Origin of the sequence: Muricauda sp. SCSIO 64092 (assembly GCF_023016285.1) — a bacterium.
GTDB lineage: Bacteria > Bacteroidota > Bacteroidia > Flavobacteriales > Flavobacteriaceae > Croceivirga.
This window is the reverse complement of record NZ_CP095413.1, coordinates 5159063-5171199: the sequence shown is the minus strand read 5'-3', so window position 1 is coordinate 5171199 and position 12137 is coordinate 5159063. Positions and strand designations below refer to the sequence as shown.

At 43.8% G+C, this 12137-nt stretch carries 8 protein-coding genes; all 8 read right to left on the bottom strand.

The window, feature by feature from the left end; all coding sequences use genetic code 11:
- Positions 1 to 125: 125 nt before the first annotated feature.
- The 8 genes from L0P88_RS21545 to L0P88_RS21510 all read right to left on the bottom strand — a co-directional run bounded on the left by L0P88_RS21545 (position 126) and on the right by L0P88_RS21510 (position 12063).
- A complete protein-coding gene (locus L0P88_RS21545) occupies positions 126 to 1265 on the bottom strand; it encodes an MBL fold metallo-hydrolase (RefSeq protein WP_247131941.1) in 1140 nt (379 codons plus the stop codon).
- A gap of 296 nt (positions 1266 to 1561) precedes the next feature.
- Positions 1562 to 2533 carry a phosphotransferase gene (locus L0P88_RS21540; protein WP_247131940.1) on the bottom strand — a complete coding sequence of 324 codons (972 nt, stop codon included), beginning with the start codon at positions 2531 to 2533 and terminating at the stop codon, positions 1562 to 1564.
- Positions 2534 to 2539: 6 nt separating this feature from the next.
- On the bottom strand, positions 2540 to 3478 hold the full coding sequence (locus L0P88_RS21535; RefSeq protein WP_247131939.1) for a nucleoside hydrolase: 939 nt from the start codon (positions 3476 to 3478) through the stop codon (positions 2540 to 2542).
- Between the two features lie 299 nt (positions 3479 to 3777).
- Positions 3778 to 5400 carry an FAD-binding protein gene (locus tag L0P88_RS21530; RefSeq protein WP_247131938.1) on the bottom strand — a complete coding sequence of 541 codons (1623 nt, stop codon included), beginning with the start codon at positions 5398 to 5400 and terminating at the stop codon, positions 3778 to 3780.
- Positions 5401 to 5412: 12 nt separating this feature from the next.
- The gene (locus L0P88_RS21525; protein WP_247131937.1) at positions 5413 to 5772 is read right to left on the bottom strand and encodes a hypothetical protein; all 360 of its coding nucleotides are present in this window, start codon (positions 5770 to 5772) and stop codon (positions 5413 to 5415) included.
- A 320-nt stretch (positions 5773 to 6092) separates the two neighbouring features.
- A complete protein-coding gene (locus L0P88_RS21520; RefSeq protein WP_247131936.1) occupies positions 6093 to 9554 on the bottom strand; it encodes a glycoside hydrolase family 38 C-terminal domain-containing protein in 3462 nt (1153 codons plus the stop codon).
- Complete coding sequence (locus L0P88_RS21515; RefSeq protein WP_247131935.1) at positions 9551 to 11338, bottom strand: class I mannose-6-phosphate isomerase; 1788 nt, start codon at positions 11336 to 11338, stop codon at positions 9551 to 9553. The genes L0P88_RS21520 and L0P88_RS21515 overlap by 4 nt, the downstream gene beginning before the upstream one ends.
- Entirely contained in the window at positions 11335 to 12063 is a 729-nt protein-coding gene (locus L0P88_RS21510) for a GntR family transcriptional regulator (protein WP_247131934.1), read from the bottom strand. Before L0P88_RS21510 ends, L0P88_RS21515 begins: the two co-directional genes overlap by 4 nt.
- Between the last annotated feature and the right edge of the window lie 74 nt (positions 12064 to 12137).

Below are 12137 nucleotides of genomic sequence, written 5' to 3'. Positions count from 1 at the left end.
TCTATCCATGGACATGTTTTATGCAGAATGAATAGGTCCTAGACGCTTGCAATCAACGGTTAAGATGTTCCTGCCAAAGTCGGTGCGATGCCCAGGATTGCTTATCTAAAAACTGGAGATAGGGTCTAAAAGGTATTCCACCATTGCTCTTTGATGGCACCCCTTTCTTTTACAACGATGGGCTCTCCTATAGTGGGCGCCACTAGGGCCACATTGAGTTCCTTTGCCTTTTTGGTGACCCGTTCTATGGGATCTGTCCACGTATGCATGGCCAGTTTGAACGCTCCCCAATGGATGGGCATTATTTTTTTGGCTCCCACATCGAGTCCCGCTTGTGCTGTTTCCTCGGGAAACATATGGATATCGGGCCACATTTCATTGTACTGTCCACACTCTATCATGGCAAAATCAAATGGTCCATATTTGGTGCCGATTTCCTTAAAATGATCGGCATAACCACTATCCCCACTAAAGAAGATATTTTCATTATCCGACTGGATTACCCATGAACTCCATAAAGTTTTTGTCCTGTCCGAAATTCCTCGACCTGAAAAATGTTGTGCTGGCGTACATACCAATCGCAATTCCCCTAAACGGTTTTCCTCCCACCAATCCAATTCGACAATCTGTTTTTTGGCTATCCCCCATTTTTGTAAATGGACGCCCACCCCCAGGGGGGTATAGAACATGTTGACCTTATGCTTTAGTTTTTGGATGGTACCGTAATCCAAATGATCGTAGTGATCATGGGAGAGGAGTACGGCATCTATTTCAGGAATTTTATCGACCTCAATGGGCAGTTCTTTACTAAACCGCTTCCCCCCAAGCAAGGGATGTGGGGCCGGAACTTCTCCGAACATGGGGTCGATAAGGATATTCCTGTTGTTCATCTGTAGCAGAAAAGCCGAGTGCCCAAACCAAAACAATCGTGCTTCCCCCTGATAACTAGCGATGGCCATGGAGTCCATTTTCCGTACGGGAAGGTTTTCCCTGGGGGTGGTATTGGGTTGCGATCTTAAAAAGCCGACTATGCTTTTTAACATATCCCCAAAGCTCATATCCAGTTGCACGGCATTACTATTTACAAACCTCCCGTCCCTGTAGTTATCCGATAGTTCGTATGTAGCCTTTTGCGCTTCAGTAGCCTTTCCTCCAAATTGGGGGCTTAAACCAACAAACAGTAGTATTGTAGTTACCACAAGTCCAATACCTATTCCGATTCCCAGTAACATTCGCCTTAAGAATTTTACAAATTTATGTTTCATTTATTTTTTATGGAACTCATTTAGACTTTTTGGAATGAAGCGAAAATTAGGGTTTTTGTGCCTCTTTTTTGGCTTTTTTGAGTTGCATAGTTGGGCTACGGAAGGAAAAAAAGACGGAAAATGGGTACAAAAGAACAATTTTTTAGCCATTTGAAAAAGTCTAAATGAGTTCATAGTGTATTTCCGTATCCTGTTTTGTTCCGTTAATCCAACAGTAACGAATTGAGCATTTTGTTGGACAATACTTTTATTTCGTCTTCCGTTCGCATCGGCTAGCTGTTCTTGACCGTTTCTGTTCAATTGCCCCTAACCCACCTTTCAGCTAAATGGAGCAATTGTTCCTTTTCCCCAATTGTTCGATCGAGGGGCAGTTGTGCCAAACCTATCAAACGCCTAATAATTTCAATTCCGGCGAACTCACGGACCAATTGAACATTGGGCCGTCCGTCATAGCGTCCAATCACCTTATCAAAAAAACCGGTATCCCCTATGGCCATGCAAAGATGGGCCACGAGAACCCCCAAATCAAATTCAAGGGGACCTTGGTAACTAAATTCGGGATCCAGGACATATACATCATCTGCTTTTGCCATCCAGCTACCTGGATAGTAATCCCCATGAAGAAGCACCCCATCCGTAGTGAGGTATAAAACGCCCAACTCCTCCACTTTTTCCTTGAGGGCCTTAGCTGTTTTGAAAGGAAGGGACAGGGCGTCCAGACCTACTTGGATACCGTCCAGGGAAAAACCGTTATCTTCCAAAAACGGCAGTACAAAAATATGTTGATGGTTCAATTTCCGTAGTTCCAGATTTTTGGGATAATCCACCGTAATGGGACTTGAATGTATTCCTTTGGCAATGGAGACCAATTGATTAAAATGGATATCGGAAATACTCCTTTTTCTGTAAATGAAGGACATGTCCTCACTTTGCCCCAAATCCTCCAGAAACAGCATGTAATGCTCGGGAAGAAAGCCCAGCAATCCTGGTAGGTGGGCATCGATACCGGAACCCTGAACCGTTTTATAGAAGCTATGCTCTACACCAATGCGGTCTATTGGGGCGGGAATGTTCTGATATTTTTGAACAAAAGGCCTTGATTGTTTGGCGATAAACGAACGATGTCCCGTAATCACCCGAAGTACAACATTCATATTTCCTTCTCCGGGTATTTCGACCTTTTCTATTTTTTCATTTGGGTTCAACATCCCTTTTTCACTTAGAAAATCGGTAAAAAGGGCAATATCGATAGCTGTTGTGAGTTGCATGGTAAATCAGTTTAAAAGGGTGTCCAAATGCCGCCAAAAATCGGCTTCCATCTTTTCGACCGCTATGGCCGTATGGATTTTGATGTGTCTTTGGGTATTCTCAGTTGGGGTAAGGAATTCTTTCGTTGTAGTCCATTCAGGATGTGCCAAAGCCTGGATAATGGCCACGTCCCACATGATCCATTCCTTTTTCAGGGGATCTTCCTTTGTCCACCATCGCTGGTACGTCTCCCACCGATTGACCAGGTAATCCGCAATTCCTCCTTTTCCTTTAAGTCTTTGGTCCACTGTTTGTTTGGTAAAGACCAGATGTTGGCTGGTAGTCGCTGTCATCACACTTAGGTCCAATGTAGGATAATCCAAAAGGACATTGACCGCGATAACGTCATTACCAGAATTAAACTCTTCCTTATTATAGGTGTTGGTATCCGTATCGTGCCAAAAACCAAGATAATGTACCTGTATTTTTGGGACGATGGTGGAATCCAGTAAAATGGCCGACGCCACATTGGTGCAGGAACCTAAAATCACCAATTGCAACTTTTTACCCTCTTGCATTTGATGTGCTTTCGTAATGATAAAGCTTGCCGCTTCGGAGGGTTGGGGTTGGTCTGCCTTTGTCAAGGGTCCGTTGCTCCCCAATGGCAAAGGAATGTCCTTTCTGCCAAGCAAGCGCACGATTTCCTCGTTGATACGTTGGCTTTCGGCCACGGTACTGTCGCTGGCCAAGGGAGAGGTGTGGAACTGGGCCGAAGTAATCCCCAACAAATCGAATTCCGGTGCCCCTATGGCCCGTACAAGTGCAAAAAGATCGTCCACCTCATTGGCCGTGTCCGCATCTATGATCAATGCCTGCTTTGCAGTGGCATTTTGCGCTACAAATTCAGTCGAGGTCAACACAAGTATCAGAAGGAGTATTGCCCTTTTTGATTTCTTTAGTATCATCCGTTTAATCTCCCCTTGTGTATTTGGTTGCTTTGTGTGGCATTAGTGTTGAAACCACTCAAATTTACGGTATTGAACAGATTGAACACATCTGAACGGACTTCAATTTTTGTTTCCTTGGGGGAAAGCGTAAAATTAAGGACGGCTGTTTTGGATGGAGTTTGAATGATTCCCGTCATTACATCGATCTCGGTCGTGCAATTCGTAACCCCCTTACGTTTGCGTATTCCATTTACCGGTGCCGGTCACCTCCAAAAAAGGAAACCACCCTATACTTTCCCGCTTTTTGTATGTTCGATTTATACCAAGGAGGCTACCAAATCCGAAGGGTTTTGAACGGATTCACTACGGTCGAGTCCACATTCCTTTAAAAATCGATTGGAGAACAGTTTTTGCATATCGGGAGCTAATAATGATGAGCGGTACTCCCTCCATTTTTTGGCATCTTCCCCATACATATAGTCCGCCAAGGAAGAAGCCTGCCAATCATTGCCAACAAAGGCCCAGTCCGCATTTTTACCCCAATGAATGGTAAACGGGATGTTGTTTTTGTGCAGGGCGACCATCATTTCCCTACTGAGGCCATTAAGGGAGCCCAGGTTCTTTTTCTCATTCCAAAGCACCCCATCAATTTCAATCATACAGGTTTTGTCAAAACGCGCGAAGGAGAGGGTTGCCTCGGATTTTTTTATAAACCGCATGGCAAAAATCCCGGGGGTTCTTTTCTTTCTGGCTATCTCGGAAAGAATTTCCAATGTTTTTGCCGAAAGGTCTTGAGGCACCCCAAAGGAAATGGCAAAGGCGGGGCCTTGATAGGGTGCATCCCAAAAGGTTTCGGCCAAAGTACCTATTGAAACCTCATCAACTTTGGGCAGTATGGTGGATTCCAAGGCATTTACAAATTTTGGAATCAAACCGGTAAACTGGGCCCCAAGGGAAACCGCTACCTGGATCAAATCGCGATAAATGGATTTTTTGATTACTGGAAAAGGATCGGGATAGTTGAGTTTAAAGTCTTTTTTGTACATCAATTCTACGATATAGTCACTATCATCCTTTTGATATTGATTGATAAATACTTTATAGTGGTACGGTTCCCTCCCTTTTCCACCAACCATTTCTTCCGGTATTTCCGTAAAGTTTTCAAAGTTCAACGATTCCGCCAATTCAAGGGCCAACTCCTTTTTAATGGACTTTACATAACGCTTCAACAAAAACAAATTTTGACTTTCAATAACAACGCCGTGGATAAATCCAAAGGAGCCCAAACCTACCAGGGCCGCGTTAAAAAGCCCATCGTTCCGAATTACCCTGGACCTTATCTTTTGTACAAATACGTCGTTTAAAACCGGTTTGCTATGCCTTTCCAGATAAACAATGTCACCTGGATTTGGACCAACAATCAAATTCAATCCTACGACATAATCCTGAACTGAACCCACCTTAATTCCCGATCCGTGCACACCCGTGGAAATGCATCCCGCTATGGTTTGGCCATTACTGGCCCCAGAGGATTTTAGGGATTTGCCATGACCTGCAAGTTTTTCCGATATCTCCTTGATCACGTTACCGCATTGAAACATAAAAATGTCATCCGCATCGTAGCCCGAGAGGTGATGGAGGTCTTGATCTTTAAACGAAAAATATTCGTTCATATGGGCATTAAAATGCATTCTGTCCTTTTGGTGCGCAATATGCGACAGGGACCAGGCGGAACCATAGGCCCTAAATCCTTCGTTTTTGTTTTTCGCCTCTTTTAAAAGCTTTTGAATTTCCCGGGCCGCGTCATTATAGCGATCCAAATTGGAGGGCATAAGGCTAGAGGCTTCCAATTTGGTCTTATAAAGGAACTTTAGGTCCCAGGGTCCATTATTGTGTAACGTATCCCACTCGTCCAGTGATAATTTGGTTGTTCTGGCCATAACTTTCTCTTTTTAATTGGATTTCATGCACACATATTTGATCTTTACCTTGCGTTTGCGGCCAAACGTAATACCGCTCAACAAAACGGCCCCGAAGGTATTGCGGTATTCAACCGTATGGAGTTTGCCACTGGGGCATAGGTCCGATCTTTTGATCAAATACGTAAAATCCTTGTCCAAAGCCCCAATAGTGATCACAGTATCCAATTCGATTACCTGCATCGTTCGATAATAATCATCCCTAACCATGGGAAATGCCGGCTCAGGGGTTCCTTCAACGCTCCGCAGGCGAACCGAATAACAGGAATTGAGCAAAAACGTTCCCAACAAAATAAAAATGAACAAGGAACACCTAAAAACTTCCGTTTTCATATCGTTGAATTTTATGAAGTAACTATTTCATGGGAGAACTAAAGGGAATACCCGGAAATGGGTCATTCCTTGCCTCGGGGGAAGAAGCTGGCATACTAAATTAAGTATCTCATAAATATACAGATTCCCAAAGGAAAACGATTGCAGGTTGACCTTATATTTTCTGGGGTTTTCCTTCTATTTCATGCGGTTGACCATTTGTCCCCTATTCCATTTTTTGATCAAATGGTTCTGGAACAGGGAAGTAAGGACAGCCTACCGGTCCAATCCTTACTCCCCATACAAAATACTACAGTGTTGACCTGTAATGTACAAAGGGCTTACTGGGGTTTTAGCTCCAATAAAATGAATTTTGTCTCAAAATGCTCAATTAGTAACGGGCTATCCAGTTCGCGAATGGTCTCTCCAAGGCCATTCACCTCCTTTACCGCGGTAATGTTGGTATTGCCAAGGATTTTGGTAATATCCAATACGGCATGGTCCCCTTCGGTTTCGCGCAGGTGTAATAGTATCTCCTTGCCCGTATTGGAAGGTCTGGAATTGACCAATAAAAGATTCTTGGGCGAGTTCAAATCGAGAATGGAACTGGCCATTGGCACGGATGATTTTTCCGTACTTCCCGAATAAGCCCTCGCAATCATAGGTACGCGATTTTCTATTCCAAATCGAGCGGCAAAGGAGATGGAATTGTCCCTTGAGGATGTAATTTGATACTTCCATGTCAATTCCCCTTTCTGGCTTGCCCTAAAATTGGTCACCCAGTAATTGTTCAATACCCATGAGTAGATATGACTGTTCGGGGGTTGTCTTTTGTAGTAATATCTCCCGGTATTGATGCCTCCAAAATGCACCAATGGAACATCTCCACTGCAGAATACTACCTGCGCATTTTTGCTTTTAACGGACGCAAAGTTTTGAATGGTATTCCAATCGGAGGCCGTGCCCTCCAACTGGTTTACTCCAGGATAAACCACGCCTCCCTGTACCTCAAATAATAATTTCCCCTGTTCCTCGGAAGAAAAAGGAAATGCAATGAAAACACCTTCTGCATCCGTGTTTTCCAGTTTGTTCATCCTATAGAGCAGTTCCATCTTTTTGGTGTGGTGATACAATCGTAACTCAATGTCCAATCCGTTTTCATCCGCACACTGTGGAATTTTACCATTCAAAAAGAGACTTTTCCAGATACTACCATTTTTCGCCCCGGTAATCTTTACATTCGATAAGGACAGGACTTCCTTGTTTAGCGGCTTGTATACCGTATCCCGTAATTGATTGGTCAGCCTTTCCATTTCCCGACGGTCTTCCAATAATTCGTAAATCAAGGTGCCCAGTTTATAGGTACTATTTTCATCAATCAATTCTTTTTGGAGCTCCTTATCGTAAAGGGAGGTAATTCCGTTTTGGGAAGGGTCTACCACTACCCTATAATGTGCATTTTCAAAAAGGTTGGCCCTCTTCAAATCCTGTGTTTTAGTCATGAGCGGACGATTACTTACCAGAATTTTATAAGTGGAATACCCCAATGCAGGAACATCCTTTACCCATAAGGACCAATAACTTCCATCGCTTCTACTTTTTAATAACTGAGCCGGTACTTTGTTTCCATCTTTGTCCACAATTTGGGCTTCGCGATCCAATGGTAATTTATCATGATCAATGTACACTTCAACCGTTCCGGACCGCTTCCAGTTCATGGTATTGTAGACCATTACCGTAGGTTCCTTTGATTTTTTACCATAGGGCTGAATCAGACCTATGGCTTTTTCCCGAAGTAAATTGGATTGCTGATTGGCAGACCAGACATAGGACAACTTTTGATGCCACTGATTTATGATATTTTCACTGGTAGGATTGGAAATGCTTTCATCCGCTCCAAAGGTGTGCTCATCATAGAAAAGTAAATTATCATAGCATTCACGCACATCATCCATCATTTCCTCAGGTATTTTAGCTCCTGAGGCCTGTGCCATGGTCATCAATCCCATAGTGGCAATCATATTGGTATGGGTATTTCTAGCGGTTTTGGTTTCATGCATGGAAGAACCAAATCCGTCCGTCCACCAATCCGGCCAAGCCACTTTTCTACGGTCCAATTGTTCTCCATGGTTCTGCTCCAGATACACCATAAATTCACTGTCCAACGAAAGTTTAAGTTTGGGCCATTCGTATTTCTCGTTCCATTCCTTCACAATGTCACAGGCTTTTGTGGATGGTGGTGAATTGTCCGTGAGGTATCCGGAAAACTGAAGGGCCATTCGATTCAAAGGATAGTCCTTGGATTCCAAATCAATCAGATATTCGGACAGATTGTTCCGAAAGACGTCCATATTTCCGGAAGTAAGTGCCAATGCATTTCCATGCATATAGTGTTCACTTCTAAAGGCAAGTAGTTTTTTCCCCGAGGGGGACTCCCACCAAAAAGAGGTAGGTTTATCAAAAGGCACATGTGCCCGATGCCCGTGCTGTCCCATGGTAAGGTATTTAACCCCCGTATTATGGTAGAAATCAATCATGCACCAACCAATACCGTTCACATCGTTCTGCATGGCCGTAGTAACATCGATCCCCTGTTCCTTAAATTGGTTTAAGGTCTGCATTTGAATGGCCAAGGCGGTTTCATCCACAATTTCGGAGAAGTTGAAGAACATGCCGGTGACCTCTATCCTACCCTCACGGATACGCTGTAGCAATCGCTCAATTTGTTGTGGGGGACGGCTATTTAAGTACTCCCTTACCGTCCATGCCGCTTCACAAGTCCACCTAAACTTTGCATTATCCGGATAATCATCCGTCTGGTCACAAAAATCAAGGGCATCATCAATATATCTTAGATGTTCCGCTAAAATTTCTGATTGTTGCCGGGTATATCCAATATCTGTGTGACTATGTTGTACCAAATGAACGGTCCATTCCTTCACCGGTTTTAAATTGATGACTTTTTCCTCCGTTCTACCCTCTCTTGTAATCTTTGCCACCATTGTGGTTTCTTGCTCAACTTTTGGCACCAAAAAATCCAATTCATTTAAACCAGGTTTCAGTGAAAACCGTTTTTGTTCCCCATTTAGCGTCACATCAACATTTGAGGGATCTCCAAGATGGACAATGTTAAAACGGATAGTATTGTACAAACGACCTTTCTCTTTGCTTACCGTATTTAACTGAAATACAGAAAACTTATCATTTAATTCCACCTTATAGGTCATATACCAAGCAACGCTCTGCGCATCTGAAGGGCTAACTTTAATAGTGATGGGTTCTCCCTTTTTTATTGTTTTTGTGGGCAGCGTAAGAATGGCATATCCCATTTGATCGCCGTGCCGGTCTTCCATCGTTTTCCGAAACAAAAGTTTGCTTTTGTTCGTTCCGTTGATCTCAATGACTTCCGCATCATTATTGCTGGGGTTTGAAAACGAGAGCAACTCTTCTCCCTGTACCGATAATTTGAAGGTCTTTCCATCCGGGCGCACGCTAAGGGCGTAGAGCCAGATAAAGGAAATCGTTTTTTGGTTATAATCAACCGGAATTTTTTCCGTCTCCCATTCCAAGGGATCGAAGTTTTTATCCGCCCGGACCAATAAGCATTCATCATTGGAGGAGTTTGGCGAATGGTAGGCAAAATTTTGGCCCGCCAGGGACTTTTGATATCCAGCAAAATATCGCTTTTGGGCCATCCCCAAACCACTTACGGCCAAGGCCAATACCACGACCCCCCATCCTTTTAAATTAGAGCTATCCCTTTCCATTCCAAAGTGTTTTATGTTGTTATTGTTGATTTTCAAAACCGGATTTTTTCTATGTCCACGAAGGCTTTGACCACTTTACAAAGCGATTCCCCCTCATTGGTCAATGTATAGGATTCACAGGCAGCGGGAATGACAAAGGTTTCCGCAAAATTGAAACGTTGTTGTACTCCCTCCTTGGTCGTTAGCCTAACGGATTCGCCTTCCACAACCATAAGCACATGGCACTGATTGTCCGTAGCTACCTCCAGTGCGTCCTCAAATTCATACCTGTGTACCTCGTAAAAATGTTGTTTGTGCGTGGGCAAATGGACTATTTTCCAGTTCTTCCCTTGGTTGAGCACCGTAGGCTTGGCAATGAAATCCTTTTCAATTACCGATTCCGTTCGGGTGAAATCCAAATTTTCAAAACCCCTTTCTATATTGATGGGCCTGGGTTTTCCATCCAAATCCAGCCGCAACCAATCGTATAGTTTAAAGGTAAAAATATAAGGGGTCGCGCTAATTTCCAATACAAGATTGTTCTTTCCGGAACCATGGATCGTGCCACTGGGGATCAAGAATAAATCGTGCTTTTTTGCCGTTAGGGCGTGCACATAGTGGTCCACTTCCACAGCGGTGGCATGTTGTTGGCTTTTTTGCAATTCGCCCTTGAACTTCTTAGCGTCAACCCCTTCCTTAAAACCCAGATAAACTTTGGCATCGTCCTTCGCATCAAGAATATAATAGCATTCATCCTGGGTGAAGTTTTCCCCAAATTCCCCAACAAAATAGTCCTGTTGGGAGTGCACCTGGATGGAAAGATTCCCTCCATCAAAAGTATCGAGGTAATCAAACCTGATAGGAAATTCATATCCAAAGTATGGGGCCGCATCCCCAAGTACATTTTCAAAATCCTGATACATCAAAAAGTCAAAGGAAACTTCCATCACCTTCCCCTGGTCTTCCAATAGCAATCCATTTTCCGGTGTGATCAACTCAAAAGACCAAGCGTAATTGGGAACTTCCTGACTTAATTGTTGAAAGTTTTCCTTGATCCAAGTACCTCCCCAGGGACCAGGTTCAAACCACGGTCTAACCCTAAAGAAGTTTTCACTCATGACTTTTAGGGAGGTTCGCAGGCATGCCCCGGTCGTCCAATAAGGTCGCTGTGGCCTTTGGTCATCCACTATAATGGCGATATTCCCACTAAGTTGCTGCTTATGTTTGTTCAGCACGACCCAATCCACAAAATAGAATCGTTTGTACATTTCCTTGGGATTGTCCAATGGTTTGTCCGCTCCTAGGTTGGCAATAGCTTTCGCCCGCATCCTAAATTGAAGTTCGTTCTTGGGAAGGTCGATATAGATCAACGGGGCTTTCCATTGGCATAAAGCAGATCCAAGACCATACAGAATACAAACCGCTGCGTTGGGATCGGGCTGTAACGTTTCCAGTGTTTTTACATCAAAAAAGTCATGGATATCCAGCGTGGTCCTTGTTCCAAAAATAGCATCGTCCCCACCTAAAAAAGGAGCTATAAGCGCATCTATTTCCCGAGCCTTCTTCTGAGCAATGGCAACATTAATAAAAGTGGCGTGTATCCCCTTCTTCTTGAATTCCGCGGTAAGCCCATTCCGAAAATCTTCCCAGAACACCCCTACATAACCATCTACAACAACAGTTCTATGTTGGGCAATGTATTCCACGAGTGATTCGTAACCCTCATGGATATGACCACCGTGCACGCCAAAATGGGGATATACGTCATAGATTCCTTTGGCCGTGGGCCGTATGGCATTGGGCAGAAGGATTTGGGTGGTTTTTCTTCTTTGAGGGGTCATTGATTTCTATGGATGTCGATGGTATAGGTAAACTTATCACTTCGGTAATAGCACAAATTGTATTCTATGATACGATTGCCGGGATCAAGCACCCGCCTCACCCTTGAAAGCAATGGGGAATTAACGGGCGTCCGTAGTTTTTTCGCCAAATGGTCGTCCGCCACTATGGCCTTTATTTCCTCTTGCGAAGTAACGGCGCGAGTGGCATATTTGGATTCCAGGATTTTGTACAGGGGTTCACTAAAATCTTCATCAGTGGTCAGGCCCACCCTGGGATGAAAATACGAGTAAAACAACACAAAAGGGCCCTCTTCATCGCCACGCAAACGAACCAATTCAAGCACTTCCTTGCCTTCTTTGATGTTCAAGGTCCTGGCCAAATCAGAATCGGCTTTGACCAAGGAGACCTTAATCCCATAGTTTTTTAACTGCACGCCAAGTTGGGTCATCTCTTCGGTAAAACTTGACCATTTGTCCAGCTTTGTGCTCAAACTATTGGGTGCGACAAAAGAACCGACCCCCTTTTTCCGTACAATGGCATTTTCATACACCAATTTATTGGTAGCCTGTCGGACCGTATTTCGGGCCACTCCCAGTAGTTTGGACAAATCGACCTCCTTCGGCAAAGGTTCTCCGTTGATATAGCGCTCCTCCTTGATGAGTTTCCGCAGAAGTTCTTCTACCTGATAGTGCAAGGGAACGGAACTGGAATGATCGATTTGCATGGGTATTATGTTTATATGTTCAAACATACTATTTTTAACTCAAAAACCCAAGTCAGGAATCTACATTTTAACAC

Bases quoted from the DNA above. Each gene is read 5' to 3' on its own strand.
- L0P88_RS21545 (WP_247131941.1), bottom strand. From the start codon at position 1,265: ATGAAACATAAATTTGTAAAATTCTTAAGGCGAATGTTACTGGGAATC.
- L0P88_RS21540 (WP_247131940.1), bottom strand. From the start codon at position 2,533: ATGCAACTCACAACAGCTATCGATATTGCCCTTTTTACCGATTTTCTA.
- L0P88_RS21535 (WP_247131939.1), bottom strand. From the start codon at position 3,478: ATGATACTAAAGAAATCAAAAAGGGCAATACTCCTTCTGATACTTGTG.
- L0P88_RS21530 (WP_247131938.1), bottom strand. From the start codon at position 5,400: ATGGCCAGAACAACCAAATTATCACTGGACGAGTGGGATACGTTACAC.
- L0P88_RS21525 (WP_247131937.1), bottom strand. From the start codon at position 5,772: ATGAAAACGGAAGTTTTTAGGTGTTCCTTGTTCATTTTTATTTTGTTG.
- L0P88_RS21515 (WP_247131935.1), bottom strand. From the start codon at position 11,338: ATGACCCCTCAAAGAAGAAAAACCACCCAAATCCTTCTGCCCAATGCC.
- L0P88_RS21510 (WP_247131934.1), bottom strand. From the start codon at position 12,063: ATGCAAATCGATCATTCCAGTTCCGTTCCCTTGCACTATCAGGTAGAA.